Below are 26,958 nucleotides of genomic sequence, written 5' to 3' on the forward strand. Positions count from 1 at the left end.
TCACCGGCCTAGCGGCAGGTGAGCGCCGAGTACGGCGCGGCGGCCGTCCTCGTGCCGTTCGCGTCCTTCGAGGTGACGCTCACCTCGCCCGCGGCGACCGAGGTCGCCCGGGTGGTGAAGGCGGCGGAGACGGACTTGCCGGGAGCGACCCCGGTGAAGGTCCTGCTCCCCCACTGCGAGCCGACGGTCATCTCGACCGTGGAGCCGCTCGTGTTGGTGCCGGTCGCGGTGACCGTCACCTTGCCGGCGACGCAGCGGCTCGCGGCCGAGGCCGTCAGCGACGGTCCGGGAGGAGCCGTGGCGGTGATGGTGGCGATGGCCGGCGTCGCTGCCGAGTTGGCGAGCTGTCCGCGTACCTGCACGGTGTCGCCCGCCTTCTTCAGCGAGCTGAGATCGGCCGTCTCCCACGTCACGGCGACCGTCTCGCGGTGACCGTCCTTGAACGTCGCGCCCACCGTGGCGGGCAGGTCGACGGTGGTCGATCCGGCCTGCACGGTCCGCGCCACGGCGTCGATCGAGGTCACCAGGAGCGACGGGTTCCACTTCGCGGCGAGCCCGTCGCGCTCCTTCGCGGTGATGGAGACGACGGATCCGTGGCGGGGCGAGGTCGGCAGCGAGAAGCTGCTGGGGATCGTCCACTGGATGTCGCCCTCGAGCGAGTTCGTGCCGAGCGGGATGTAGCCGCGTCCGCCGTAGTTGTCGGTCCAGAGGAAGTACTTGTACCCGGACCGGTCGCCCTCGTTGGTCTTGAAGATCTCGGGACCCTCGACCTCCGGCGTTCCGGCGGTGCGGCCGATGCAGGTGTCGATGAGGCTCCACGCTCCGGAGGCGGTGGTGGCGCGGAGGTTCGTCGACTTCTGTCCGATGATGTCGGGCGAGGGGCAGCCGCTGGTCTCGGTCGCCTTCGTGAAGCGGTAGTAGGTGTCGCCGTCCTTGAGCATCGTGGCGTCGATCAGCCCGTTGCGGCTGTTGAGCGAGGGGACGTCGGCGGCCTTGAACCAGACCTCGGGGGTGGTGAACTCCCGGAAGTCGCGGGTGGTGGAGGTGAGGATCTGGGGTCCGTTGCCGTCCTCGACGTTGCGGGTGCTGTCGGTGAAGAGGGCCGAGGTCCAGTAGACGACGTACGCGTCGATGGTGGGGTCGTAGGTGGCCTCCGGCGCCCAGGTCATGCCCGCGTTGGGCAGGTTGACCTCGACGTGGCGCTGCTGGCCCCAGTTGACGAGGTCCGTGGACTCCCAGATCTCGAGGTAGCGGCTGCCGCGGTTGGTCGAGCCGCCGAAGCCGGTGGTGCCGACGGAGAGGTCGGTGGCCATCAGGAAGAAGCGGTCGCCCTCCTTCGAGCGGAAGATGAACGGGTCGCGCAGGCCCTTCGTGCCCAGGGTCGAGGTGAGGATCGGCTGCGCGTCGTTCAGGGTCTTCCACTTGAGCGAGTCGTTGCCGTCGGAGGTCGCGAAGCGGATCTTCTCGCCCTCGATGCTGTCGCCGGTGAAGTACGCGAACAAGTACGCGTCGAGGTCGCTCGCGGCGACGGGGGCCGCGGCCGGAACGGTGCGCGTGAGGGTCCGGACGAGGGGCGTGGTGCCGGGGACCGTGACCGTCGCGGTGAGGGTGACGGTGGTGTCGGCGGACGGACGCGTGAGCGAGCCCTTCGCGACGACGTTCGGCGCAGTGCCCTTGTCGGCGGAGGTGATGACGGCCTCGTTCGACGAGGTCCAGGTCACCACGGCGCTGGCGCTGTTCGCGCGCGCGGCGGTGGTGGCGACGTCGGCTCCGGTCGAGGGCAGGTTCAGGCTGCCGCGCACCGGTCCGGCGAGGGCGGGATCGTTGGCGATGCCGTCGGCGACGGCCCGGGCGAGCTCGGCCTCGGCGCTGTCACCGGCGGCGTACGCCGGGACGAACACGGTGGTCGCTCGGCCGACGACGGTGATGCCGCCGTGGACGGCGGTCGGGGTCAGCGTGACGGTGGCGTCCGGGCTGCCCGCGGCGGGCCGGGTGACGACGCCGCTGGTGCTGACGACGCCGGGGGCGCTCGACGTCCAGGTGATCGTGGAGCCGTTGGCGCCGGTCGTGGGGAGAGTGAGGTTCGAGGTGACGTTCGAGGTGTCACCGAGCGAGACGGCGGCGTCCTGGTTCGCGAGCACCGAGTGCACGGACGCGGCGCTCTGCTGCACCTGGCCGGCGGTGAGCGCGGAGGTCCAGACCTGCATGTCGTCGATCGCGCCGGCCCAGTAGGCGTCCGCGCCGTAGAAGGACTTGCCGAGGAAGCCGGAGAACGTGGAGGTGCCGATCGCCGAGGCGGCGGTGAAGGTCGTGCTGCCCTGGCCGACGAGAGCTCCGTCGAAGTAGGTCGAGACCGACTGGCCGCCCTTGACGACGACCGCCATGTGCACCCAGCGGTTCGCGGCGACCGGAGTGTTGCCTGCGGCCCGCACCTCGGAGCCGCTCTTGATCGCGCCGAAGCCGGCCGGTCCGCACTTCGTGGTGGAGAGGACGTGGGAGTCGACGCTGGAGCCGAGCGTGAAGGGCCAGGTGCAGTCCGGAGCACCGCTCCAGCGCAGCCAGGCGGACATCGTGACGTCCTGGGTGCCGGCGGGGATCAGGCCCGGGGCGATCCGGACGTGCGGCGCGGCCGACGTGCTCGATCCGCCCGGGAGCGAGAGAGCGCGGTCGGTGGAGGCGCCGGAGGGACCCGCGACGCTGGTCGCGCCGGAGTTGATCAGGGTGCCGGGGTGGTTGCCCGGAGCGGAGTCGGCGACGACGGCTCCGTTGGCGAGCGTCGCGCCGATGCCGTCGAACGAGTACTGCAGCGCGGGAGCGGGGACGGTCTCTGCGGCGCCGGCGGCGCCGATCGGTCCGAGGACGCCGCCGAGGCAGGCGATGGCGAGCGTCAGCGCGGCGCCCGCTCGGGGGAGGCGTGAGCGCCGGGTGCGCTCCTGCCGGGGGGTTCGTGACATGGGGGGTCCTTCAGGTGAGGGGTCGGAGGGGGAGGACGGAGCCCGCGCGATCGGCCGGCGGAGTGGTGAGTCCGGCGTCCGTCTGGCGGGGAGGGAATCGCCGGAAGGCGGCCCGGGACGCGGGCCTGGCGACCCGTGATCGGGAGGCGGAGGTCGACGTGGGTGCGAGGACGAGACGTCGCGCGCTGCGGGCGCCGACCGCGGTCACCGCGTGGGAGGTGTCGGCCGGGCCGACAGTCATCGGGGCCGGGCGTGGGCCTGCGGCGGGAGGGTGCGGCGGGAGGGTGGTGCTGTCGTCATCATCGACGTTCCTCTCAGGTTCGCCTTCGAACCGGTCGGAGTGGGACGCGAGGCGCGAGGACGCGCTTGCCCACTTCAGGTGACACCGTACCGACTTTTGTTAACGGTAACAATGGCGGATTCCCGGGCGATGCCGCAGCGACGGCGGGTGTGAGCGCTCTCTCCCTGGGAGCACGGGGATCCGCGTGGACGGATCACCCTCGCCCGGCGGGGCTCGGACCGGATCCGCTCGAGACCGGCACTTGACACCGGCTCCGCGACCGGTCGATGGTTGTCCACGTCAACATGCAGGTCGTGATCAGCTTCCCATCCCACTCGGAGCGTCGGCGCTGACGCGTCCCGCGGCGGGACGACCGGATCACCATCCCGGTCGCTCCGGCGCATCCTCTGCCGTGCTCCGACCCCTTCGGACACGGCTCCTTCCTGCGACCCTCACCCGCGTCCCTTCGGGGACGCCGGATGTCTGTGAAAGGCACCCATGTCCCGGACAACGAAGTCCCACCCCTCCAAGCGCCTGATCGGCGCCCTGATCGCGGCCGTCGTCGGCATCACGACCTTCGGCATCAGCTCGCCCGCCTCTGCAGCCACCGCCCCGGTCGGCCTCGGATCGGCGCAGGAGATCCGCAACCAGCACAGCAGCATGTGTCTCGACGACTTCGACTTCGGCACTCAGCCCGGAGCCGAGGTGCGGCAGTGGAGCTGCACCGAGGGGAGCAACCAGCGCTGGCAGGTCACCGACCTCGGCACAGGCTACGCCGAGATCAAGAACACCTTCAGCAACCTCTGCCTCGACAACTTCGACTTCGGCACCACCCCGGGCTCGGAGGTGCGGCAGTGGAGCTGCAACGGCAGCACCGCCCAGCAGTGGCGGATCACCTCCGTCGGCGGAGGCTACGCCGAGATCGCCAATCGGCACAGCGACCTCTGCCTCGACAACAAGGACTTCCGCCAGCTCGACGGCTCCCCCATTCAGCAGTGGACCTGCACCGGCTCCAAGGCCCAGCGCTGGGCACTGACCGATCCGACCGTGCAGAAGATCACCTGGACGCTGAACCGCGTCGCGAGCCCGACCGCTGACGAGGCCGACGCCTACGCCCGCATCACCGACGCGATGGACCGCGCCGTGGCCCGCTACAACCGCCTCAGCAACATCTCCCGCTCCCTGACCGTCTCGTACAGCCCCGGAACCCCGACGGCCGATGCGAACATCTACGGCCAGATCCGCTTCGGCAAGGAGCGCGTCTACATGGTGGAGGGCACCGCCATGCACGAGATCTCGCACACCGTGGGCTTGGGCACGTCGACCACCTTCAACACGAACTGCGAGAACAGCAGCTGGGACTCGGCCCTGGCACTGCTGCGCACCTGGGACGGACCGGACGCGACAATCCAGTGCACCCCGGGTCACATCTTGAACTACGGCCTCAACTACAACAGCGAGTTCAGCCAGCTGAACCTCGATCGCCACGTGAAGCTGGTGCAGTCCATGCTCAGTGACGGCATGTAGCCGTCACTCGAGGCACGCCCGAACGAGCATCCTCGCCGCCCCTCGCGGGCGGCCGGCGCCGGCGGGGCGGGGAACCAGAGCCCTCCACCCCGCCGGCGCCGCATGCCCCGATGTCTCCCTCCGGAGGCGCGGGGCAGCGGAGCGCTCGGGAGTCGAGGAGGGCCCCTCGACCGGGTGGTCGCAGCCGACGTGCCGGACGCCGCACCCTGGGGAGGGGGCGTCCGGCACGTCTTCCTCGTGTCCGCGCCGTCCGGTCCGCCGGACCCCCCGGAGGCGCATGACGGGCGGCGTCTGCGGGCGCTAGCGGTTCTGCTCGACGGTGCTCGGCGCGGTCCGGTGCGTCTCCGGCGCCTCCGTGCCGACGGGCTCCGCCTCCCCGCTCGCCGCGGCCTCCCGCAGGTACTGCGCCGACATGACGCGGTAGGAGCGGGTGAGCATCGCCGCGCCGGCCGCGATGATCATGACGACTCCGCCGACCAGGAACACCAGCGCGATCCCCCGGCCGATGCCGTCGCCGAGCAGCCCGCCGAACGCCGAGCGCCCGGCCGGCGACTCCATGTACGGGATGAGCGCGAACTCGGCGATCGGGGCGATGAGGAACGACGTGATCGGAGCGGCGGCCGACTCGAACGCCGCCGCGAAGCCGAAGACGCGCCCCTGGGTCTCGAAGGGGACGACCTTCTGGATCACCGTCTGCTCGGCGGCCTCGACCGCCGGGATCAGGGTCATGTAGATCCAGATGCCGCCGGCGTAGAGCCACCACCAGTCGCGGAGGGTGAAGACCGCGCCGATCAGGCCCATCGCCATCACGAGCAGCAGCATCGTCCGGATGGGGTTCCTCCCGAGGCCGAACCTCGCGACGAGCAGACCGCCGATGACGAAGCCGGTCGCCGTCACTCCGAGCACCACGCCCCACAGCTCGACCGGGAACAGCTCGAGGCCGTACGGGTCCATCAGCGCCATGTAGACGCCGCCGATCAGGTTGTTGAACGTCGAGAAGACGATGAGCGCGAACAGCCCGGTCGCCGCCCGCACCGCGGTGATGCTGCCGCGGAGATCGATCAGCGGCGCCCTCTCCCCCGTCGGCGCGGGCCGGTCCTCCGGGATGCGCAGGAAGAGGAGGTGCAGGAGCGCGGCGGTGGAGAGGCCGATCGCGATCACCAGCGTCCACCCCATGCCGAGCAGGCCGATGGCGAGCCCGCTGAACACGCTCGTCACCACGAAGGCGAGGCCCTGGACCGTGCCGACGAGGCCGTTCGCGCGGGCGTGCCCCTCGACCGGGACCAGCAGGGTCACCGTCGTGGACAGGGCGATGTTGCGCATGTTCTCGATGACGGCGCCGAAGAGGATCGTGCCCGAGAACACCCAGAACCAGGGGGCGCGGAAGTCCAGGAGCGCCGCCTCGGGCAGCGCGAGGAAGAGGCCGCCCGCGACGCCGAAGGACACCAGCGTGACCGCGCCGGCGAAGACCATGACGCGGAACTTGCGGTGCCGGTCCACGATCGTGCCGAACGCCATCGCGAAGACCGCGACGAGCAGCATGTAGGCGCCGCCGATGATCCCGGTCGCCAGGACGGAGCGCGTTTCGAGGTACACCCAGAACGTGAGCGCGAACCAGAGGAAGCTCGTCGTCACGTTCGCTACGGCGGTGTTGAGGAGGATCTGGTGGAAGTCGCGGAGCCTCGTCGAGGCGTCGACGGCGGGTCCGGGCACGGGGGCGGTCGAGGACACGGCTTCCCTCCGCTCGCGACGGCGCCGTCGGTCCCGCGGCGGGAGTCGAGGGTCGTCGCAGCCACTGTAGGACCGCGCCGTCGGCGAGTCGAGAGGGGCCGGGCGTCCGGCGGGGATGCGCTGCCGCCTCGCGCGCGGAACGAGGGCGCCGCCGCCCTCGCGACCCGGATCAGCGGGCCTCGGGGGCGGCGGCGCCGACGGGTCAGACGATGGCGGCGCGGAGGGCCGCGGCGGCCTCGCCGACGTCCGGGGCGCCGTAGATGGCCCCGCCCGCGACGGCCACGAGGGCGCCGGCGCGCTGCACCGACTCGATGGTGGCGGTGCTCACGCCGCCCGCGACCGAGAACGGCACGCCCGAGGACTCGCCGTCGCGCAGCAGGGTCTCGAAGGTGAAGCCCTCCTCCGCCTGCTCGTCCAGACCGGCGTGCATCTCGACGAACTCGGCGCCGAGGGCGACGACCTCGCGGGCGCGGGCGGCCTTGTCGGGCACGCCGATGAGGTCGACGACGACGCCCTTGCCGTGCTTCCTCCCGGCGGCGATCGCGCCGGCGATGGTGCTGTCGCCGGCGACGCCGAGGACCGTCACGAGGTCGGCGCCGGCCGCGAAGGCCATGTCGGCCTCGAGCTCGCCCGCGTCCATCGTCTTGAGGTCGGCGAAGACCGTCTTGTCGGGGTGCGCCTCCTTGATGGCGGTGATGGCGGAGAGGCCGGCGCTCTTGATGAGCGGGGTGCCCAGCTCGAGGATGTCGACGTGCGGGGCGGCGGCAGCGGCGAGCTCGAGGGCGGCGTCGGTGCTGAGGGTGTCCATGGCGAACTGGAGCTTCACGGGGTTCTTCTTCCTGTCGAGGTGGGGAGTCGGGTCATTCGAGGTTCGCGTGGCGCGGCCAGAGCTCGTCGGCGCTGTCGCCGCGCCGCTGCCAGAGCGCGTGGAACAGGGCGTCGCCGGTGAGCACGACGACCTGCTCGAAGAGCCCGCCGGAGTACTGCGCCGAGGCGGCCCCGGAGCGGTCGAGCTTGTCGGCGGCGGGCACGACCACCACGGCGGAGGCGAGCCCGGCCAGCGGGGAGTCGGCGGCGGTCGTGATCGCCGCGACCCGCGCTCCGGCGTCGACGGCGGCCTGCGCGGCGCGGACGATGCCCCCGGTGGTGCCGGAGCCGCTCGCGGTGAGCAGCACGTCGCCGCCGCGGATCGCCGGGGTCGTCACGTCGCCGACCACGTGCACGACGAGTCCGAGGTGCATGAGGCGCATGGCGGTCATCCGCAGGGCGAGGCCGGAGCGGCCGGCGCCGTGGACGAAGACGCGGTCGGCGCCGGCGAGCAGCTCGAGGACGGGCTCGAGCCGGTCGGTCGTCAGCGAGGCGGTCGCGGCGGACACCTCGGCGGCGATCACGGCGAGCGCCTCTGCGGGGTCGGTGGTGCGGTCGTCAGCGGGCATGGGTCCACAGTGCGCCCGGCGACCGGATCCGCGCGCCACCTGATCGAGGAGGTCTACCTACCCGATCGGGTGGGCGGTGCCGCTCGCGGGTAGGACGGGTAGGTTCGGGGGATGGATCCCGCCGAGTCCCCCGCCTCCCGCACCCTGCTGCAGCAGCACGCCCGCACGGTGGCCGAGCAGGCCGACCGGCACGCGGTGGCGCTGGAGTCGGTGCTCGCCGCCCTGCGCGCCGAGCGCCTCGACGACCGTGCGGCCCGCACCGTCGCGATCGACATCGCCGCGAACGCCCTGGTCGAGCTGCGCACCGCCTCGGACGAGCAGCGCAGCGCGATGCTGGAGCCCGTCGTGGGCGCGTTCGCGCGGCTCCGGAGCGACCTGCGCCCGCTCGTGCGCTTCGGCGACCTCGACGTGCAGTTCGTCGAGCCGCCCGCCACCGGGCGCGCCCTCCCCGGCGAGGTGGCGCACGCCGCCCGCGCGATCGTGCGGAGCGCCGTGCTGGCCTTCGTGGAGTCGGAGCAGACGCGCCGGGTGCGGATCCAGTGGGACTGCGACGGGCTCAACCTGCTCATCGAGATCCGCGACGACGGCCGGGGCGAGCTGACGACCCGCGACGACGCCCTGCGCCCGATCGCCGAGCGCGTCCGCGGGCTCGACGGGGAGCTCTCGGTCGCGTCGACCGCGGGCTGGGGGTCGACCCTGTCGATCCGCCTCCCCCTCGATCCGCCGGCGCAGCCCGACGGGCTCGACCTCGCCGAGCTCAGCGCCCGCGAGCGGGAGGTGCTGAACCTGATCACGCTCGGCGCCTCGAACCAGCGGATCGCGGACGACCTCGGCATCAGCGGCAACACCGTGAAGTTCCACGTGTCGAACCTGCTGCGCAAGGCCGGGGCCCGCACCCGGGCGGAGCTGGCGGCGCTGGCGCGCTGATCGATCCGGGTGCCCCGTCCTCGCAGAGCCGTCCTCGCAGAGCCGCCCCCGGACGCACGGACGGGCCGCGGCGGCCGCCGAGGGTCTCCCGCTCTGCGGCGCCGCGGCCCGTCCGGCCGATCAGCGCGCCCAGATCACTCGCTCCGGAGCAGCCCGAAGCGGAACCGGCCGGAACCGTCGAGCGTGTCGTCGATGCCCGAGATCGTGGAGGAGGCGATGACGGTCTCCGTGCCCTCGAGGAGCGGCACGGTGATCGCCTTCTCCGCCGCGAGGCGCTGCGCCTCCTCGATCGCCGCGGTGCGCTCGTCGCCGGGGGCCAGGCTCCGCTCGCGCAGCACGACCTCGTTGTAGGCGTCGTCCTTCACGGCGGCGCCGAGGATGGAGGGGGCCTCGTCGGTGCCGTAGAGCAGGTTCAGGTAGTTGTCCGAGTCCGGGTAGTCCGCGAACCAGCCCTGCTGGTAGAGCGGGTAGGAGGTCGACTTCTCCTTCACGTACTGCGTCCACTCCGTCGACTGCAGGTCGACCGTGAACAGCCCGCTGCGCTCGAGCTGGTTCTTGATGAGCGCGTACTCGTCCGAGGTGCTGGAGCCGTAGTGGTCGGTGTTGTACTGCAGCTTGAGGTCGACGGGACCGGTGATCCCGGCCGCCCGGAGCGCGGCGGCGGCCTCGTCCGCGCTGGGACCGCCGCTCCCGTCGCCGAAGGCCTGCTCGTACGCCGGCGTCGATCCGGTCAGGGCGCTGGGGACGATCGAGTAGACCGGCGCGTAGGTGCCCTTGTAGACCTGGTCCGACAGCTCGTCGCGGTCGATCAGGTCGGCGACGGCGGTGCGGACGGCGAGCGCCTTGTCGGCGTCGGCCTCGGAGGTGGCGGAGCCGTAGGGCATGGTCTCGGGGTTGAAGACCAGGAAGCGCATCTCGGCACCGGGACCGGAGTGCACCGTCAGGCCCTCCTCGCCGCGGAGGTCCTCCGTGTCGGTCGCGTTCAGCGTGCGGTAGGCGACCGCGATCTCGCCGCGCTGGATGTCGAGCTTGAGGTTGCTCTCGTCCGCGTAGTAGCGGACGATCACGGACTCGTTGGCGGCGGCGCCGAGGAGGCCGTCGTAGGAGTCGTTGCGGGTGAGCTGCACGAGCGAGTTCAGCGTGTAGCTCGTGATGGAGTACTGCCCGCTGAAGGCGTCGCCGGCGACGATGTCGTCGTCGGTGGTGAGGGAGTCGGCCGAGAAGACGTCCTCGTCGACGATCGCGGCGGCGGGGCTGGTGAGGATCTGGGGCCAGAGGGCGTTGTCCGGGGTGGCCAGTGTGAAGACGACGGTGGAGTCGTCCTCCGCCGCGACCGAGACCATGTCCGAGAGCAGCGACGAGGGGCCGTTCGGAGCGGCGATCGCCACCTGGCGCTCGAAGGTGAAGACCACGTCCGAGGCGGTGAGCGGATTGCCGTTGGCGAAGGCGGCGTCCTCGCGCAGGGCGACGCGGTAGTGGGTCGGGTCGGTGAACTCGGCCGAGGCCGCGAGGTCCGGCACGGGATCCGTCGATCCGGGGGCGGAGGTCAGCAGCCAGGAGAAGACCTGGTTCTGCAGCGTCGCCGAGCCGAGGTCCCAGGAGCCGGCGGGATCCAGGGCGGTGACCTTGTCCGTGGTCCCCAGGAGGATCCCGGGGGGCGCCTGGGCGCCGGTGGTGCCCGGCGAGCAGGCGGTGAGAGCGACCGGCGTCGTGCCGTCGCGGTTCCGGCTACTCGAGCAGCTTGCCCGCGGTGGCGACCTCGCCGCTGATCAGCGCCTGGATCTCCTCCGGCACCGCGGGGATCTCCTCGCGCGTGATCCCCGCGGAGGGCGACCAGACGAGGTTCACCTGGAGGGCCGGGTCGATGTCCGGGTAGTCGCTGCGGTTGTGGCAGCCGCGGCTCTCCCGGCGCTCGAGCGCTGCCTCGAGGGTGGCCCGCGCGGCCATCGCGGCCGACTTGAGGTCGAAGGCGTGGGCGAGGTCCTGGAAGCCGGCGATGTCCGGGTGCACGCCGATGTCGGCGATGCGCGCCTCGATCGCGTCCAGCTCGGCGAGCCCGGCGAGCAGGCCCTCCTCGTCGCGGACGACTCCGGCGTGCTCGGTCATCGTGTTGCGGATCGCGCGCTGCAGAGCGCGGACGTTCTCGGTGCCGTCGGCCGCGAGCAGGCCGGCGATCTCGTCGCGGGCGACCTGGACGGACGCGGCCGAGCGCGTCTGGGCGGTCAGTGAGGCGGAGTACTCCGCCGCCGCCTGCCCGACGATCCGGCCGAACACCAGCAGCTCGATCAGCGAGTTGCCGCCGAGGCGGTTGGCGCCGTGCAGTCCGCTGGAGGCCTCTCCGATCGCGTAGAGCCCGGGGACGTCGGTGCTGTGGTCGTCCGAGCGCACCCAGACCCCGCCCATAGAGTAGTGCGCCGTGGGCGCGATCTCGATCGGATCCTTCGTGATGTCGATCATCTGCAGCTCGAGCATCGTCTGGTACACCCGCGGCAGCCGGGTCATGATCGTCTCGCGCGGCAGGTGCGAGACGTCGAGCCAGACCCCGCCGTTGGGCGTGCCGCGACCCTCCTTGATCTCGGTGTAGCAGGCGAGGGCGACGCGGTCGCGGGTCGAGAGCTCGAGGCGCTCGGCGTCGTACTTGCCCATGAAGCGCTCGCCGAGGCCGTTGCGAAGGATGCCGCCCTCGCCGCGCGCGGCCTCGGAGATCAGCGTGCCCGCCGCGTTCTCGGGCTCGATGATGCCCGACGGGTGGAACTGGACCAGCTCCGGGTCGCGCAGGCGACCGCCGGCCTCGACGGCCAGGCGGAACGAGTCGCCCGTGTTCTCGTCCCGGCGGGAGGAGGTGCGGCGCCAGATGCGGTTGTGCCCGCCCGCGGCGAGGATCACCGCGTCGGCGTGGATCAGGTAGCGGGTGCCGTCGACGAGGTCGAAGCCGTAGGCGCCGAACACGGCTCCGTCCTCGTTGACGAGGATCCGCGTGACGTACACGGTGTCCAGGATCGGGATCTCGAGCTGGGCGGCCCGGTTGACGAGCGTGCGCTGGATCTCGAGGCCGGTGTAGTCGCCCGCGAAGGCGGTCCGGCGGTAGGTGTGCGCGCCGAAGAAGCGCTGCGAGATGCGGCCGTCGTCCTCGCGGGCGAACGGCATGCCGTAGCGCTCGAGGTCCTGGATGCCGCGGGCGGCGTTGGAGGTGACGATCTCGACAGTGTGCGGGTTGGCGAGCTGGTAGGACTCGGTGATGGTGTCGGCCGCGTGCTGCTGCCAGCTGTCGTCGGGGTCCATCGTGGCGAGGGCGGCGTTGATGCCGCCGGCGGCGAGGGAGGTGTGCGCGTCCGACTTCGAGCGCTTGCCGAGCGCGAGGACGTCCACGCCCGCCTCGGCGAGCTCGATCGCGGCGCGCAGGCCCGATCCGCCGGTGCCGATGACGAGGACGGAGGTGGAGATCCGACGCTCCGGTGCGGTGGTCTCTGAAGTGGTCATGCCTCCACGCTAGGCACGGCGCTTCGATTACTCCAATGCATAATGCTGGGCACGGCCATACGCATAGGGTATGCATGTGGATCTCGAGCAGCTCACCGGATTCGTCGAGGTCGCCCGCCTCGGCAGCTTCACCCGCGCCGCCGAGGAGCTGCATCTCGCGCAGCCCTCGCTGAGCCGCCGGATCGCCGCGCTGGAGCAGGACCTCGGCTCCGAGCTCTTCCACCGGGCGCGTTCCGGCAGCACCCTCACACCGGCCGGGGAGCTGCTGCTGCCGCTCGCCCGGCGCATGCTCGCCGACGCCGGATCGGTGCGCCGCGAGCTGGCCGAGCTGGCCGGACTCGAGCGCGGCCGGGTGCGGTTCGGCGCGACGCCGACGCTCTGCATCAGCCTCGTCGCGGAGGTGCTGCACGCGTTCCACTCCGCGCATCCCGCCGTGGAGCTGCACCTCGCCGAGGACGGGTCGCGGAGCCTCTTCGACCGGCTGGCACGGGGCGAGCTCGACCTGGCGCTGGTGACGACCTCGACCGCGGCCGCTCCCGGCGCCTTCACGGTGACGCCGCTGCTCGTCGAGGAGCTCGTCGTGGTCTCCTCCGCCGCGGAGCCTCCCCTCGCCGCGACCGGCGCGCTCGACCTGGCCGCGGTCGCCCGCCTCCCGCAGATCGTCTTCAACTCGAGCTACGACCTGCGCCGCACGACCGACGCCGCGTTCGCCGCCGCGGGCCTGGAGCCGGACGTGGTGCTGGAGGGCGCCGAGATGGACGCGGTGCTGCGCTTCGCCGAGCGGGGCCTGGGCGTCGCGGTCGTCCCGGCGATGGTGCTGCAGGGGCGCCCGGGGCTGCGCTCGATCCGCATCGAGGAGCCGACGCTCGAGAAGCCCACGCTGACCCGGACGATCAGCCTCGCGCGCCCGGCGGACCTCGCGCCGACCGCCGCGGCGCGGGTCATGCAGCGCACCATCGCGGCGACCGCCCGCGCCTTCGCCGCCCAGGCCGGCGGCACGATGCGCCTGGCCGACAGCCGCTGACCCAGCGGGGTCTCATCACCCCGCTGCGCGGCCGGCACATGCTGATCGAGCAGCCCCGGAGGGGCGTATCGAGATCCCCCCGCACGCGCAGGAGCGCCCCCGGCCCCGCAGGGCCGGGGGCGCTCCCCGGTGGTTCAGCCGTGCGCTACGAGCACGGGCGCGCCGCGTACGGAGCGCTCACCTCCGTCTCGACGGGGGCGCCGTTCATCGTGGCCGTGGCCTCGACGGTCACCGCACCGGCGGGCAGGTTCGCCTGACGGGTGGTGAAGGCGTGCGACACGGTCTTGCCGGGCGCCACCGAGGTGAACGACTTCGTGCCGGACGTCGACGTGAAGGTCACGCCGACGGGGACGTCGGAGCCGTTGCTCGCCTGGACGGTGACGATCGCCTTGCCCGCGATGCAGCGGGTCGCCGCGCTCGCCGTGATGTCGAGCGCCGGAGCCGCCTCGCCCTCGGTGAAGGCGAAGGTGTCGAGCTCGAACAGGTCGCCGGAGGGTCCGGAGTAGCTGAAGAACACGTCGTGCACTCCGGTCGCTCCGGTCAGCGCGGCGCTGACGTCGGTCCACTCACCGGTCGTCCCGTTCACCGCGACGGTGCCCGCGACGGGCCCGGTCTCGGAGTCGAGGCGGACGGTGACGGTGCCGCCGGCCTGCAGCGCCTTGGCCTTCGCGGTGAACGTCGCGGCTCCGGTGTCCCCGAAGTCGACGGCGGACAGCGCGGTCCAGTCGCCGTTGTCGAGGTCCTTCAGCACGAGGTTCTGCGTCGCGCCCGCGGCGGGGGTGCCGAGCGGCGCCGTCGCGATGCCCTTGCTCCAGCCGATGGTCTCGGCCGGGAAGGTGCGGTACGGATCGAAGTCCTTCACCTGGTCGACGCCCTTGTAGTCGCCGACCACCTGCTGCACCGTGCCGTCGGCGTTGAACTGCAGCTCCTGGATGTGCGGGCTGCGATACCCCTGGGTGGTGTCGCCGTTGATCCGCTTGTTGAGCGTCGGCGCGTGGTAGGTGAAGTAGTACTTGCCGCCCAGCTCGAAGACCGACTGGTGGTTGTTGCCGCCGGTGCCGGCTCCGAAGAAGCGGCTCTGGTTCGGGAACATCACGCCGGCGTAGTTCTCCTTGGGCCAGGACATCGGGTCGTCCGAGATCATGTAGCCGATCTCGCCGCCGCCCGGGTAGCCGGGCTCGCGGGTCTGGTTGCCGCCGAAGTCGTTGCCGCCGAAGTGGGACGAGTACGAGAGGTAGTACTTGTCCTGGCGCTTGAACACCTGGGCCGCCTCGAACGCGACGGGCGCGTCCACGACGGCGGAAGTGCCCTGGGTCGAGATCATGTCGTCGCCGAGCTCGATCACGCGGATGTTCTTCGGGTTGTTGAAGCGCTCGGCCGCGGGGAGCGCGGTCGAGGCGGGTCCGCCTCCGAAGAACAGGTAGCCCTGGCCGTCGTCATCGACGAGCGGTGCCGGGTCGAACTTCCACGCGACCGCCTCGGCGCCCGGGGTGGACGCGTTGATGAGCGTGGAGGTGCGCTGGCTGGTCCACGGGCCCACCGGCGAGTCGCCGGTGATCACGTTGCTGGAGCCGCCGCCGTTGGCGTAGTAGAGGAAGTACTTGTCGACGCCGTTCACGGTCTTCTTCGCCATGCCGGGAGCCCACGAGTTGCCGGTGTAGGGCGCGACTCCGGTGGAGCCGGCGACCTGGATCTCGCCGTGGTCGGTCCAGTTGACGAGGTCGTCCGAGGAGATCACGGTGATCTGGTTGATCTTGCCGTAGTCGATGCCCGCCGAGACGCCCGTGGCGGGGTTCGGAGCGTAGCCCTGGGTGTCGTTCGTCATGTACATGTACACGCGGCCGTTCTCGACGAAGCCGAAGCCGTCGGCGCCGAACTTCCAGCCCATGAGCGGGTTGTGGTCGCCCGGGATCTTGCCCACGACCTCGATGGTGCGCGAGGCGGGCGCGGGCGGCGCCGCTCCGACCAGCGAGACGTCGTCGAGCTTGTAGTCCATGAGGTGCGTCTCGGGCGCGGCAGACGGAGTCGCGGTCCACGGCGTCTCGAAGAAGAGGCGCGCGGTGGCGACGCTCTGCCCGGCGGGGATGGTGAACGATCCGTTGATCGTCGCCCACTGCCCCTTCGTGGCGGTGACGCTCGCGAGGTTCGTGTAGGTGCCTCCGCCGTAGTGCATGGTGGCGAAGAACTGCTTGGTCGCGGGGCTCGCGGCGTTCTCGTACTTGATCTGCGCCTTGACCTGGTAGGTCTGGCCGGCGACGACCTTGCCGCTGAGGTCCTGCATGGCGCCCGCGCCGGTGGTCGTGCGGCCGGTGACGAGCGCTGCGGCGGTGCCGGTGCGCGCGTCCGTGGTCGTCGCGATGGCGCCGGCGTCGGCGGCGTTGCCGTTGTTGACGAACCAGCTGCTGATGCCGCTCTCGAAGCCGCCGTTGACGATGAGCTCCGCCTCAGCGGCGGACGAGGTCTGGGCGGCGAAGGGTGCCACCAGGAGCGCGGTCAGCGCGGCCGTGGCCAGCAGCCTCAGCCGCAACCGCCCCTTCGGAGCGGCTTCTCGTTGTGGTGATCTCACGGATCCTCCTTGATCGTGTCGTGCAGGAGATCGTCGGCGACGGGTGCCGCTGACGCGTTCGGGGGCGGGGGCGGCCGCGCGGGCCGCCCCCGGAGTGCTCAGCCGCAGGACGCGGCCGGATGGGGCGCTCTCACCGTGGTCGTCACCGGCTCGCCGTCGAGGGTGGCGGTCGCGGTCACGACCACCTCGGCGGCGGGGACCGAGGCCGCCCGCGTGGTGAAGGCGTGGCTCGTCGTGGCGCCGGGTGCGAGCGCGGCGACCGTCTTCGTGCCGGACGCGCTCTCCATCCGGAGGGCGACGGGCACGTCGTCGGCGTTGGTCGCCCGCACGGTCACGACGACCTTCCCGGCGATGCAGCGGGTCGCGGCGGCGGCGGTCACGTCGAGCGACGCCTCCTTCAGCGTCCCGAGGCGGGCCAGCTGGTAGCTGAGCGCGCGCTCCGGGGCGTCGATCTGGTTCTGCGTTCCCGCGGTGCCGACCGACTGCGCCTTCGCGAGGACCGACTGGAGGTCGGACCAGGCGTCGGCCGGGTAGTCGTCGGAGCGGAGCGTCGCCGCGTGGGCGACGGCCGCGTCGAGCTGCGAGCGGTCGAGCGCCTTCCCCTCCGAGGAGAGGGTGTCGCTCAGGAGGAACTCGTCGACGTCGACGTGGCCGCCGGCGGTCTTCGTCGCGTAGCTGAACAGCCCGAGGCGGTGGCCCATGAAGTGCGTGAGCTGACCGTCGAGGGTCTGCGGGCCGACGCGACTGCCGAGCTTCGTCCAGCTCGTCCCGTCGAGGCTGTACGAGAAGGTCGTCCAGAGCTGTCCGGCCGGGGCCGAGAGCTCGAGGTCGGCCTTCAGGCGCACCTGCGAGGCGTCGCCGAGGGCGGCGGTGGTGCCGGGGAGGAAGGACTCGACGGCCGCCTGATCGAACGTGGTCGCGAACGGCTGGCTGCGGTTCACGACGCCGACGGTGGTGACGCCGTCCACGCGCTTGACCGCGACGTACGAGAAGCCGCGGTTGTAGGCCGCGAGGCCGGCGACGTCGCCGTCCTTCATCCCGGAGACGTCGAACGCCGCCTCCGCCGACTGCTTCGGAGCCACGATGCGCTGGGAGAGCGTGTTGCGCGCCTCCTCCAGGTACGTCATCTCGGGCGAGCCCGAGAGACGCGTGTGCGCGGCCGTTCCGCTGAGCACCTTCCCGTTGGTGAGGCGGAGCCAGCCCTCGCGCTCGGTCAGCGACCAGTAGCGGTTGTCGGGGGCGTGGTTCCACTGCCAGGGGAGGGCGAGGGTCGAGCCGTTCGGCTCGATCTCGGCGGCCGTCGGGCGCTCGAGGGTGGGAGCGGCGCCGACGAGCGAGACGTCGTCGAGCAGGTACTCGGTGCTCGAGGACGCCGGCTGCGGATTGCCCCACGGCGTCTCGACGGCGAACTTCACGCTGCCGACGTTCGCGGTCTCGGGCACCGTGTAGGTCCCCGTGATCGTCGTCCACTGCCCCTGCGTGACGGCGGCGGAGGCCATCGTCACGGGTCCCGCGCCGAAGTCGGCGCAGAGGTTGAAGCGGACCGACGCGGGGCCGGTCGTGTACTTCACCTTCGCGGACACGGTGTAGGTGACGCCGCGCTGCAGCTTGTTCGCCAGCACCTGGCTCGGGCCGGAGCCGTTGAGCGTGCGGGTACCCACGCGGAGCGCGGCGGTGCCGGACGCCGGGTCGGTCGTGTCGGCCGACAGCGTCGCGCCGAACTGGCCTGCCCACGGCGCCGTCCCCGACTCCGCTCCCGGGTTCTGGAGCAGCTGCACGCCGAGCAGCGACGCGTCGTAGGCGGGCGCGGGCGGGATCGTCCACGACTCGTCCTGGTAGGCCTTCGCCGGGGCGTCGTTGTCGAAGTCGTCCGAGACGACGATGCCCTTCTGCCGCTCGAACAGCTCCTCCTCGGGGCTGAGGCGGATCGGCTTCGGGAAGCTCCCGCCCACCGGCACCGAGCCGTTCGTCCCGAACGTCGGCCAGCCGTCCTTCCACGTCGCCGGGATGAGCCCGGGGATGCGGCCGGTCGGGAAGCTGTCGCGGAAGAACATGCCGTGCCAGGCGGTCGAGCCGTCCTCCTTCGCGATCGGCACGAGGCTCCCCTGGGCGAACCCGCTGGAGTTCAGCACGCCCTTGCCCTCGTAGGGGTTGCTGCCGTCGGCGGTCGCGTAGCGGCCCAGCAGCTCGGACGAGCGGAACAGCGCCACCTGGCGGCCCTGGCCCGAGGGCCAGGTGATGATGACGATGTAGTACTGCCCGTCGATGTACTGCACCTGCGCGCCCTCGAACAGGCCGCCGAGGTAGCCGGCTCCCGGGTAGTCCGAGGTGCGGAGGATGTTCGGGTACTCGGCGACGACGGTCGTCAGGTCCTCGCTCAGCTTCACGGCGCTGGTGGATCCGGAGCCGTAGAAGATGTACGGCGTGCCGCCGTCCGCGTCGTCGAAGAAGAGCGACGGGTCGTGGAAGGCGCGGCCGAGGGCTGTGCGGGTCCAGGCTCCGTCCTCGATGTCGTCGGTCGAGTAGAGGTAGGAGCCGCCGAGGTTGTTGGTGTTGAAGACCGCGTAGTAGCGGCCGTCGTGGTACCGCAGCGACGAGGCCCACTGGCCGTTGCCGTAGGAGTTCTGCCCGTTGCGGAGCGAGAAGCGGTCGCCGATCTCGAGCCGGTCGAAGACGTAGTTGACGATCTCCCAGTTGACGAGGTCGTAGGACTTCATGATCGGGGCGCCCGGGCTCAGGTGCATCGTGGTGCTGATCATGTAGTAGATGTCGCGGCCCTCGTCGTTCTCGGACGCGGGCACGCGCTCGACGCTGACGTCGGGCACGTCGGCGTTCAGCAGCGGCACGGAGTAGGTGCCGTCGCCGCGGTCCGTCGACGTGTAGGAGGCCTTCGGCGACCACGCGCCGGCCGCGGTCGCCGGAGCCGCGCCGGAGGCGAGCAGGCCCGCCGCGAGGAGGGCGCCGATCGCCGTGGAGGCGACTGCGCGCATCGGGGTCATTCGAACAGCGACAGCGTCAGGACGGAGGAGTAGTCGCCGGGGGCGACGTCGGCCTCGGTCTTCAGGGTGAGGCCCGCGGACACGGTCCAGGACCCGTCCGTCGCGGTCTCCTGCGAGTCGAGCGACAGCGCGAGCAGCTCCTGGTCGAACAGGCCCACGGCGTCGGCGCCCTCGTCGAGGATCGTGTCGACCGGGTCGCCCTCGGACACGAGGCCCGACTCGCCGCCGTCCACGAGGACCGGCGTCCAGCCGAGGTGGTCGGAGGAGATGTCCTCCTGGTCCGCGTCGCCGGTGAAGGCGCTCGCCGAGCCGAGGACGTACCAGCCGGCTCCGGCCGGGATCTCGTCGACGGTCCGGGTGTCCGTCACGGTCACGTCGGGCAGCTGCCCCGTGAAGGCGCGCACGGTCGGGGTGGAGCCCTCCTCGGCGAGCGTGGCGGAGGTGCCGTCGATCGACATCGAGAGGGCGCCGGGCTGCTCCAGCTCCTCGATGCTGACGTTCACGTCGACGTCGTCGGAGCCGTACTCGGTGTCGGCGGCCGCGGCCGCGGCGGCGACGCCGGACAGGAGCAGGCAGCCGGCGAGAGCGGCGCCCGAGCGGACGAGCCAGAGGGGTCGGGGGGTGCGTCGCGTGGACATGGTGTTCCTCACTCGATCGGCATCGTCGCCGATCAGGTCGAGCGCCGGACGGCGCGGAGTGGTGGCGCGGCCCGAGGCCGCGAGAGGACGGAGCGCGGCGCAGCCCGAGGGGCGTTCGGCCGCGCCTGGAGCGCAGGACGCGCGGAGAGCGGCGGACGGCTCGTGCGCGGCGGCTTCCACAGCGTGGCCACGCGAGCTCCAGCTCTCGACCCCCTCAGCACTGAGGGGAGAAAGGCTGCCCGATACTCGTCTCTCTCGACTGCTGAGCTTTCCCTCAGCTAGTCTTGCGGGCAATGTTACCGGGAACATTCCCGATTGCAAGGACGTGTTCTCAACCGTCCGGAGCAGCGCAGCGAGGCGATCACCGCGTTCCGCCGCGGCCGGGCGGGGACGGCGGGAGGGGACGAGGATGTCCGCAGGGGCGGCGACGGCGGAGGCCGAGCAGGAGGTCGTGACGACGGAGTGCGCGGAGCGCTCAGGCGTCATCGGCGTGCTCCTGGGCGACTTCGAGCCGTTCGGCACGGAGGTGCTGCAGGGAGTGGCGACGGCGCTCCGGGGGACCCGGTTCGACCTCCTCGCCGGCAGCGGGGCGAGCCGCCGGGGCCGGGCGGGATGGGAGCAGGAGTCCCTGCGGCGCCTCACCGAGGCGCACGTAGCGGGAGCGATCCTGGTGACTCCCTCCGGCGTGATCCCCCCGTCGGACCTGCCGCTCGTCGTCGTGGATCCGCTGACCGCGCAGACCGAGCTGCACTCGGTGGCGACCGACGACTTCGGCGGAGCGCAGCTGGCGACCAGCCACCTGATCGGGCTCGGCCACCGCCGCATCGGCTTCGTCGCGGGCCGCCCCGACCTGGAGTCGTCGCACCGGCGCGGCGCCGGCTACCAGCGGGCGCTCGCGGACGCCGGCCTCCCCTACGACCCCGCGCTCGTACGGGTCGGCTACTACCGGCACGACCCCTCCCTCGCCGCCGCCCACGAGCTGCTGCTGCTGCCCGACCGCCCGACGGCGGTCCTCGCCGCGAACGACGCCTCCGCCATCGCCGTGATCGAGGCGGCCCGGGCGCTGGGCCTCTCGGTGCCGGGGCAGCTTTCGGTCGTGGGCTACGACGACGTGCCCGACGCCTCCCGGGTGGTCCCCGCGCTCACGACGGTGAGGCAGCCGCTGCACCGCGTGGGGCGCGCGGCCGCCCGGGCGCTCCTGACGCTGATCGACGGCGGGAGCGTGGCCGAGCAGCACGTGCGGCTGCGCAACAAGCTCGTGCTCCGCGGGTCGACGGCGCCTCCCGCCGAGGGCCCGCCGTCCGGCTGACTCCTCCCCCTCCCCCAGCCGGCGGGAATACGCTCGGCGCATGAACCAGCAGCGCACTCCGGTCACGGTCACGGTCACGGGAGCCGGAGGCGCCATCGGCTACGCGCTCCTTTTCCGCATCGCCTCGGGTCAGCTCCTCGGGCCGGACGTCCCCGTCCGCCTGAACCTGCTCGAGATCCCCTCCGGCCTCCGCGCGGCCGCGGGCACGGCGCTCGAGCTGCAGGACGGCGCCTTCCCCCTCCTCCGCGGGATCGAGGCGACGGACGACCCGGCCGCCGCGTTCGACGGCGCGAGCGTCGCCCTCCTCGTGGGCGCCCGGCCGCGCAGCGCGGGCATGGAGCGCGCCGACCTGCTCGCCGCGAACGCGGGCATCTTCGGACCTCAGGGTGCCGCGCTGAACGCGCACGCCGCCTCCGACATCCGCGTGCTGGTCGTCGGCAACCCGGCCAACACCAACGCCTGGATCGCGCGGCGCAGCGCCCCGGACATCCCTGCCGGCCGCTTCACCGCGATGACGCGCCTCGACCACAACCGGGCGGTCGCGCAGCTCGCCGCGAAGCTCGACGCCCCCGTCGACGCGATCGAGGGCGTCGCGATCTGGGGCAACCACTCCGCCTCGCAGTACCCGGACGCGACGCACGCCACCGTCGGCGGACGTCCGGTGCCCGAGCTGGTCGACGCCGAGTGGCTGCACACGGAGTTCGAGCCGCGGGTCGCCAAGCGCGGCGCCGAGATCATCGAGGTCCGCGGCGCCTCCTCGGCCGCGTCCGCCGCCTCCGCCGCGATCGACCACGTGCGCGACTGGGTCGACGGCACGTCGTGGACCTCGGCCGCCGTCGAGTCGGACGGCTCATACGGGGTGGAGGAGGGGCTGATCTCCTCGTTCCCGGTCCGCTCCGTCGACGGCGAGTGGCGGATCGTCGAGGGACTCGAGATCGACGCGCACTCCCGCGCGCGGATCGACGAGTCCGTGCTCGAGCTGCGCGCCGAGCGCGACCAGGCGCTGGCGTTCCTCGCGTCCTGACGCGCCCCTCCCCGTCCTGTCTCCGCGGGATTCCACTCCGGTGCGCCTCGCGCGACGTGTCGCGTACCGGAGCGGCATCTCGAGGAGGGGCTCAGCGGCGCTTCTCCGGAGTGGGGAGGGTGCCGGAGGCGCGGGCGGCCTCGTACCAGGCGTGCGCCTCCTCCTGGCGCTCCGCCTCGGCGCCGGTCGCGATCGCCGCGCGCACGTGCTCGGGCCCGTAGCCGAACGACGCGACCAGGTCGGCGGCGTGCGGGCGGATGCGGGCGAGCAGCCGGTCGATGTAGGACGTCACCGCGACCGCTCGCTGCGACGACAGGCGCCCGTGGATGAGGTACCAGTCGAGGTGCTTCTCGATCAGGCCCAGGCCGAAGAGATCGCGGAGCCAGGTGAGGACGGTGCGCGTGCCCGCGTCCTCGACGCCGGCGAGCGCCTCCGTGAACGCCTCCCACTGCAGCAGCTCGGCGTGCGCGCGCGCCGCCTCGATGAGCTCGCTCTGGTGTGCGTTGAACAGGCGGGCCGCCTCGTCGGAGGGCAGCTTCGACGCCGGGCGCAGCCGTGAGGCGATCCCCGCGACCATGCTCTCGACGCGGCCGGTGAGCAGCTCGCGCTGGTCCTCCCGCAGCTGGCCGACCGAGCGGGCCGTCGATCCGCGATCGGCGACCACCTGGGCCAGACGGCGCAGACCCGAGTTGTCGACGGTCGCCCCCGCGACCTGCGAGGCGGCGTAGCGCGCCAGCTCCGCGGGCTGGGCGCCCTTGAAGCGGCGGCCGACGTCGGTCAGGAGCCGCTTGGCGACCAGCTGGAGGAGCACGGTGTTGTCGCCCTCGAAGGTCGCGTACACGTCGAGGTCGGCGCGCAGCTGCGTGAGCCGGTTCTCCGCGAGGAAGCCCGCGCCTCCGCAGGCCTCGCGCGCCTCCTGCAGCGTGTCGAGAGCGTGCCAGGTCGAGAGCGCCTTCAGCCCCGCGGCGAGGGTCTCGAGGTCCTGCCGCGACTGCTCGGTGTCGTTCGCGCCGGAGAACACCTCGTCGAACGCCGTCAGCAGCTTCTCGTGCGCGAAGGCGGCGGCGTAGGTGGTGGCCAGGCGCGGCAGGAGGCGGCGCTGGTGCCGCTGGTAGTCGAGCAGCACCTCCTCCCGCTCGCCGCCGCCGGTGAACTGGCGGCGCTGATCGCCGTAGGTGACGGCGACCGTCAGCGCGATCTTCGCCGCGGCGACCGAGGCTCCGTCGAGCGAGACACGGCCCTGCACGAGCGTGCCGAGCATGGTGAAGAAGCGGCGGCCCGGGCTCGCGATCGGCGAGGAGTAGGTGCCGTCGGCGGCGACGTCGCCGTAGCGGTTCAGCAGGTTCTCGCGCGGGACGCGGACGCCGTCGAAGTGGAGGCGGCCGTTGTCGATCCCGTTCAGACCGCCCTTGAGGCCGTCGTCCTCCCCGCCGACGCCGGGCAGGAACGCGCCCTGCTCGTCGCGGATCGGGACGAAGAAGGCGTGGACGCCGTGGTTCACCCCGCGGGTGACCAGCTGCGCGAAGACGACCGCCGCGCGCCCGTCCACCGCCGCGTTGCCGAGGTAGTCCTTCCAGGCCGCGCGGAACGGCGTCCGCAGCACGAACTCGCCGTCCTCGTAGGTGGCGGTCGTGGCGATCGACGCGACGTCGGATCCGTGCCCGGTCTCGGTCATCGCGAAAGCGCCCGGGATCTCGAGGCTCATGATCCCCGGCAGCCACTTCTCGTGGTGCGGGCGGGTGCCCAGGTGCAGGACCGCGGCGCCGAAGAGCCCCCACTGCACGCCGGACTTGATCTGCAGGGAGGGGTCGGCGGTGACCAGCTCCTCGAAGCCGGCGATGTTGCCGCCGTGGTCGGCCTCGCCGCCGAGGTCGACCGGGAAGGCGCGGTGCACGCCGCCCTCGGCCGCGAGCACGCGCATCTGCTCCGAGACGCGGAGGCGGTGCTCCTTCATCGGGAGGCCGTCGGTGCGGTGCAGCTCGGGGCGGGCGGTCAGGGCGCGGCTGGCGAGGCGCTGCTCGCGCCAGGCGCCGAGCAGGGTCTCGCCGAGGGCGGCGACGTCGACGGAGGGGGCGCCGTCCTCGTCCAGGCGCGCGTCGACCTCGGAGCCGAGGGAGTCCACCGGCGGCGTGGGCGCGATGGAGCCCGAGCGGGAGCGCCGGGCCCGCGTGCGCCCGGTGGCCGCCCGGTCGGCGGCGTCGGCGGCGGAGCGGGGGTGGGGAGCGGTGCTGACCATGGTGTTCGTGTCCCTTCGACCGTCTGCGGTTCGGGCCGCTCCCCGTGCGTCGTGCGCCGACGGGCGCGGCAGCGGAGGCGGTCCTCGCACGGTAGGTCGCGCGGCGGCGCGGCGGAAACGTTCCGTCGCCCGGGCACAAACGGCGCCGGGCGGAGGAGGAAGCGCGTTGTCGGAACCGACCAGGCGGGGGCGGGGCGCGCGGCTCGTGCGCAGGACGGGCTGTCCCTGCGACGGGAGCGGAGAAGGGGGCGGCTCGTCCGTGTGCTGAACGGGCTGTCCCTACGGGTTGCTTCTGCGGAGGAGGGACGCCGCACCGGAGGCCGCCTCGCTAGTCTCTCGGCATGAGCGAGCCGCCGCTGCCTCCCCCTCCGCCCGCCCGACACCCGGCGGCCGGGCCGCCCGCGGACGTCGCGGCGGCGCCTCCCCGGACTCCGGGTGCGCCGCCCGTGGACGTCGCGGCCGCGCCTCCCGCGCCTCCGGCCGCGCCGGGATCCGGGGTTCCGCATGGGCGCCCGGTCCGCGTCTGGGACCTGGTGCTGACGATCGTGCTGATCCTCGTGGCCTCCGCGGTGACGCTGCTGCTGTCGTTCTTCGGGCTGTTCTTCGCGATGGCCAGCGACTCGTGCGGCGGATCGAACGCCTGCGACATCGGCCTGATCGAGGGCGGGGTGGTCCTCGCCGCAGGAGGAGTGTGGGTGCCGTTCCTCGCGGCGCTGGTCGTCTCGATCGTGCTGCTGGTGCGGCGGCGCATCGCGTTCTGGGTGCCGGTGGCGGGCCTCGCGGTGTCGTTCTGCTGCACGCTGCTCGGCGGGTGGATGGCGTCGACGGGCGCGGGCGGCTGAGGGCGCTCGCCGACGCCTCGGACCGAGGACGCTCGCGTCGGTGACGAGATGGGCACGATCGCCGACGCGGAGCCCGGAACACGGTCGCCCACGCCGGCGCCCGCCTCCGTCGCGGGTGGTGAACCGCGCGCCTCAGCGACGGATCAGTAGCTGTCCCAGCCGGGCTCCCAGTCGGGCTCGTCCGGCGGCACCCAGTCGTCCTCCGGCGGCTGAGCGGCGGACACCGGCGGACCGGACGACTCGCGGCCGAACGAGGGCTTCGCCCCTTGCGAGCGGGACGACCCGCCACGGGCGGCCGGCGCGCGGCGGGGAGCGGGAGCCTCCTCACCGGGTTCCGGGACGGCGATCTCGGGGCTCTCCCCCGCGACGACGGCGAGAACGGCCTCGCCGTAGGTGAGCAGCTTCTTCTGGCCGACGCCGCCGATGATGCTGAGCGCGTCCATCGTCGCCGGCTCGGCGGTCGCGATCTCGCGGAGGGTTGCGTCGTTGAAGACGATGTAGGCCGGGACCGCCTGCGCTCGGGCCTGCGCGGCGCGCCACTCCCGGAGCCGCTCGAACAGCGGCTGAGCCTCGCCCGACAGCTCGGCGACGGTGGACCGCCCGGAGCGGGAGGATCCGCTGGAGCGGGCCGGCTTCTCCGGCTCCTGCCGCAGCTCGACCTTCCGCTCGCCGCTGAGGACGGAGCCGGACGCGGGCGTGAGCACGAGCGTGCCGAAGCCGTCGTCGTTCACGCCGAGAAGGCCCTGCGCGAGGAGCTGGCGGGCGACTCCGCGCCACTGGGTGTCGCTGAGCTCGGCGCCGATGCCCCAGGTGGCGAGGCCGTCGTGCTGGTGCTGGGTGGTGCGCGGCGTGGTCTTGCCGCGGAGGACGTCGATGATGTGTCCGGCGCCGAACTGCTGATTGCGCTCGCGCTTGAGGCGGACGACCGTCGACAGGAACTTCTGCGCCGCGACCGTGCCGTCCCAGGAGGCGGGCGGCTCGAGGCAGGTGTCGCAGTTGCCGCAGGCGGTGCTCTCCTGGCCGAAGTAGGCGAGCAGGTTCACCCGGCGGCACTGGACCGTCTCGGAGAGCGCGAGCATCGCGTCCAGGTGCGCGGACATCCGCCGACGGTGCGCCAGGTCTCCCGGCGACTCGTCGATCATCCGGCGCTGCTGCACCACGTCCTGCAGGCCGTAGGCGAGCCAGGCGGTGGACGGCAGTCCGTCGCGGCCGGCGCGACCCGTCTCCTGGTAGTAGCCCTCGACCGACTTGGGCAGGTCGATGTGCGCGACGAACCGCACGTCCGGCTTGTCGATCCCCATGCCGAAGGCGATGGTCGCGCAGACGATGACGCCCTCCTCGCGCAGGAACCGCGACTGGGCGGCGGCGCGTACCCGCGAGTCGAGGCCCGCGTGGTACGCGACGGCGTCGAAGCCCGCCGAGCGCAGCGCCTCGGCCGTCGCCTCGACGCTCTTGCGGGAGAGGGCGTAGACGATGCCCGCGTCGTGCGCGTGCTCGCGCCGCAGGAAGTCGATCAGCTGCTTGCGCGGCTCGACCTTGTTGACGATCCGGTACTGGATGTTCGGGCGGTCGAAGCTCGAGACGAAGTGGCGGGCGGCGCCGAGGTGCAGGCGCGAGGTGATCTCGCGGTGCGTCGCCTCGGTGGCGGTCGCGGTGAGGGCGATGCGCGGGACGTCGGGCCAGCGCTCGGCGAGCTCGCCCAGTGCGAGGTAGTCGGGGCGGAAGTCGTGGCCCCACTGGCTGACGCAGTGGGCCTCGTCGATCGCGAAGAGGGCGATCCGGCCGCGGGCGAGGAACTGCTTCATGCCCTCGTTGCCCAGGCGCTCCGGAGCGACGTAGAGCAGGTCGAGCTCGCCGTCGAGGTAGGCGCGCTCGACGCGGCTGCGCTCGCCCGCGTCCTGGGTGGAGTTGAGGAACTCGGCGCGGACGCCGTTCGCGCGGAGGGCGTCGACCTGGTCCTGCATCAGCGCGATGAGCGGGGACAC

General features: G+C 72.4%; 17 protein-coding genes. 6 read left to right on the forward strand and 11 right to left on the reverse strand.

Going from position 1 to position 26,958, the window contains the following annotated elements; genetic code table 11:
* Nucleotides 1-8 precede the first annotated feature (8 nt).
* Nucleotides 9-2,954 carry an immunoglobulin-like domain-containing protein gene (locus C5C82_RS09560; RefSeq protein WP_104354969.1) on the reverse strand — a complete coding sequence of 982 codons (2,946 nt, stop codon included), beginning with the start codon at nucleotides 2,952-2,954 and terminating at the stop codon, nucleotides 9-11.
* Between the two features lie 778 nt (nucleotides 2,955-3,732).
* Here C5C82_RS09560 and C5C82_RS09565 point away from each other — a divergent pair.
* A complete protein-coding gene (locus tag C5C82_RS09565) occupies nucleotides 3,733-4,761 on the forward strand; it encodes an RICIN domain-containing protein (RefSeq protein WP_104354970.1) in 1,029 nt (342 codons plus the stop codon).
* A 300-nt stretch (nucleotides 4,762-5,061) separates the two neighbouring features.
* On the opposite strand, the gene C5C82_RS09570 is transcribed toward C5C82_RS09565, so the two are convergent.
* From C5C82_RS09570 to hxlB, 3 genes are all read right to left on the reverse strand, one after another.
* Nucleotides 5,062-6,492, reverse strand: coding sequence for an MFS transporter (locus tag C5C82_RS09570; protein WP_104354971.1), 1,431 nt, complete (start codon nucleotides 6,490-6,492; stop codon nucleotides 5,062-5,064).
* 202 nt (nucleotides 6,493-6,694) lie between these two features.
* The gene (gene hxlA, locus C5C82_RS09575; RefSeq protein WP_104224387.1) at nucleotides 6,695-7,318 is read right to left on the reverse strand and encodes a 3-hexulose-6-phosphate synthase; all 624 of its coding nucleotides are present in this window, start codon (nucleotides 7,316-7,318) and stop codon (nucleotides 6,695-6,697) included.
* A gap of 34 nt (nucleotides 7,319-7,352) precedes the next feature.
* Nucleotides 7,353-7,928: a 6-phospho-3-hexuloisomerase gene (hxlB, locus tag C5C82_RS09580; protein WP_104249685.1), complete on the reverse strand. Its 576-nt coding sequence runs from the start codon at nucleotides 7,926-7,928 to the stop codon at nucleotides 7,353-7,355.
* 111 nt (nucleotides 7,929-8,039) lie between these two features.
* Here hxlB and C5C82_RS09585 point away from each other — a divergent pair, with 111 nt between their 5' ends.
* Nucleotides 8,040-8,855 carry a response regulator transcription factor family protein gene (locus C5C82_RS09585; RefSeq protein WP_104239653.1) on the forward strand — a complete coding sequence of 272 codons (816 nt, stop codon included), beginning with the start codon at nucleotides 8,040-8,042 and terminating at the stop codon, nucleotides 8,853-8,855.
* Nucleotides 8,856-8,989: 134 nt separating this feature from the next.
* On the opposite strand, the gene C5C82_RS09590 is transcribed toward C5C82_RS09585, so the two are convergent.
* Together C5C82_RS09590 and C5C82_RS09595 are read right to left on the reverse strand one after the other, a co-directional pair.
* Nucleotides 8,990-10,375: an ABC transporter substrate-binding protein gene (locus tag C5C82_RS09590; RefSeq protein ID WP_258066058.1), complete on the reverse strand. Its 1,386-nt coding sequence runs from the start codon at nucleotides 10,373-10,375 to the stop codon at nucleotides 8,990-8,992.
* 208 nt (nucleotides 10,376-10,583) lie between these two features.
* The gene (locus C5C82_RS09595; protein ID WP_104354973.1) at nucleotides 10,584-12,335 is read right to left on the reverse strand and encodes an L-aspartate oxidase; all 1,752 of its coding nucleotides are present in this window, start codon (nucleotides 12,333-12,335) and stop codon (nucleotides 10,584-10,586) included.
* 70 nt (nucleotides 12,336-12,405) lie between these two features.
* Between C5C82_RS09595 and C5C82_RS09600 the strand changes: the two genes are divergently transcribed.
* Nucleotides 12,406-13,359 (forward strand): LysR family transcriptional regulator, encoded by a 954-nt coding sequence (locus tag C5C82_RS09600; RefSeq protein ID WP_104224383.1) that lies wholly within the window; start codon nucleotides 12,406-12,408, stop codon nucleotides 13,357-13,359.
* Between the two features lie 145 nt (nucleotides 13,360-13,504).
* Here the strand turns inward: C5C82_RS09600 and C5C82_RS09605 are convergent, their stop codons facing one another.
* The 3 genes from C5C82_RS09605 to C5C82_RS09615 all read right to left on the reverse strand — a co-directional run bounded on the left by C5C82_RS09605 (nucleotide 13,505) and on the right by C5C82_RS09615 (nucleotide 19,562).
* Nucleotides 13,505-15,925 (reverse strand): family 43 glycosylhydrolase, encoded by a 2,421-nt coding sequence (locus C5C82_RS09605; RefSeq protein ID WP_219812464.1) that lies wholly within the window; start codon nucleotides 15,923-15,925, stop codon nucleotides 13,505-13,507.
* A 98-nt stretch (nucleotides 15,926-16,023) separates the two neighbouring features.
* On the reverse strand, nucleotides 16,024-18,915 hold the full coding sequence (locus tag C5C82_RS09610) for a family 43 glycosylhydrolase (RefSeq protein WP_258066059.1): 2,892 nt from the start codon (nucleotides 18,913-18,915) through the stop codon (nucleotides 16,024-16,026).
* A 5-nt stretch (nucleotides 18,916-18,920) separates the two neighbouring features.
* The gene (locus tag C5C82_RS09615; protein ID WP_104233676.1) at nucleotides 18,921-19,562 is read right to left on the reverse strand and encodes a hypothetical protein; all 642 of its coding nucleotides are present in this window, start codon (nucleotides 19,560-19,562) and stop codon (nucleotides 18,921-18,923) included.
* 409 nt (nucleotides 19,563-19,971) lie between these two features.
* Between C5C82_RS09615 and C5C82_RS09620 the strand changes: the two genes are divergently transcribed.
* Complete coding sequence (locus tag C5C82_RS09620) at nucleotides 19,972-20,871, forward strand: LacI family DNA-binding transcriptional regulator (RefSeq protein WP_104224380.1); 900 nt, start codon at nucleotides 19,972-19,974, stop codon at nucleotides 20,869-20,871.
* A gap of 40 nt (nucleotides 20,872-20,911) precedes the next feature.
* Entirely contained in the window at nucleotides 20,912-21,895 is a 984-nt protein-coding gene (locus tag C5C82_RS09625) for a malate dehydrogenase (RefSeq protein ID WP_104226035.1), read from the forward strand.
* A 91-nt stretch (nucleotides 21,896-21,986) separates the two neighbouring features.
* On the opposite strand, the gene C5C82_RS09630 is transcribed toward C5C82_RS09625, so the two are convergent.
* Entirely contained in the window at nucleotides 21,987-24,131 is a 2,145-nt protein-coding gene (locus C5C82_RS09630) for an acyl-CoA dehydrogenase (protein WP_104291760.1), read from the reverse strand.
* Nucleotides 24,132-24,472: 341 nt separating this feature from the next.
* Here C5C82_RS09630 and C5C82_RS17545 point away from each other — a divergent pair, with 341 nt between their 5' ends.
* The gene (locus tag C5C82_RS17545) at nucleotides 24,473-24,973 is read left to right on the forward strand and encodes a DUF6264 family protein (RefSeq protein WP_181134429.1); all 501 of its coding nucleotides are present in this window, start codon (nucleotides 24,473-24,475) and stop codon (nucleotides 24,971-24,973) included.
* Between the two features lie 143 nt (nucleotides 24,974-25,116).
* On the opposite strand, the gene recQ is transcribed toward C5C82_RS17545, so the two are convergent.
* A partial coding sequence (recQ, locus tag C5C82_RS09640; protein ID WP_104354976.1) for a DNA helicase RecQ occupies nucleotides 25,117-26,958 on the reverse strand: 1,842 nt, incomplete at its 5' end.

The organism is Rathayibacter sp. AY1D5 (genome assembly GCF_002932515.1).
Classification (GTDB): domain Bacteria; phylum Actinomycetota; class Actinomycetes; order Actinomycetales; family Microbacteriaceae; genus Rathayibacter.

What these genes read in the sequence shown, in the direction of transcription:
- C5C82_RS09560 (WP_104354969.1), bottom strand. Translation starts at nt 2,954, where the DNA reads ATGTCACGAACCCCCCGGCAGGAGCGCACCCGGCGCTCACGCCTCCCC.
- C5C82_RS09565 (WP_104354970.1), top strand. Translation starts at nt 3,733, where the DNA reads ATGTCCCGGACAACGAAGTCCCACCCCTCCAAGCGCCTGATCGGCGCC.
- hxlB (WP_104249685.1), bottom strand. Translation starts at nt 7,928, where the DNA reads ATGCCCGCTGACGACCGCACCACCGACCCCGCAGAGGCGCTCGCCGTG.
- C5C82_RS09585 (WP_104239653.1), top strand. Translation starts at nt 8,040, where the DNA reads ATGGATCCCGCCGAGTCCCCCGCCTCCCGCACCCTGCTGCAGCAGCAC.
- C5C82_RS09595 (WP_104354973.1), bottom strand. Translation starts at nt 12,335, where the DNA reads ATGACCACTTCAGAGACCACCGCACCGGAGCGTCGGATCTCCACCTCC.
- C5C82_RS09600 (WP_104224383.1), top strand. Translation starts at nt 12,406, where the DNA reads ATGCATGTGGATCTCGAGCAGCTCACCGGATTCGTCGAGGTCGCCCGC.
- C5C82_RS09610 (WP_258066059.1), bottom strand. Translation starts at nt 18,915, where the DNA reads ATGCGCGCAGTCGCCTCCACGGCGATCGGCGCCCTCCTCGCGGCGGGC.
- C5C82_RS09615 (WP_104233676.1), bottom strand. Translation starts at nt 19,562, where the DNA reads ATGTCCACGCGACGCACCCCCCGACCCCTCTGGCTCGTCCGCTCGGGC.
- C5C82_RS09620 (WP_104224380.1), top strand. Translation starts at nt 19,972, where the DNA reads ATGTCCGCAGGGGCGGCGACGGCGGAGGCCGAGCAGGAGGTCGTGACG.
- C5C82_RS09625 (WP_104226035.1), top strand. Translation starts at nt 20,912, where the DNA reads ATGAACCAGCAGCGCACTCCGGTCACGGTCACGGTCACGGGAGCCGGA.
- C5C82_RS09630 (WP_104291760.1), bottom strand. Translation starts at nt 24,131, where the DNA reads ATGGTCAGCACCGCTCCCCACCCCCGCTCCGCCGCCGACGCCGCCGAC.
- C5C82_RS17545 (WP_181134429.1), top strand. Translation starts at nt 24,473, where the DNA reads ATGAGCGAGCCGCCGCTGCCTCCCCCTCCGCCCGCCCGACACCCGGCG.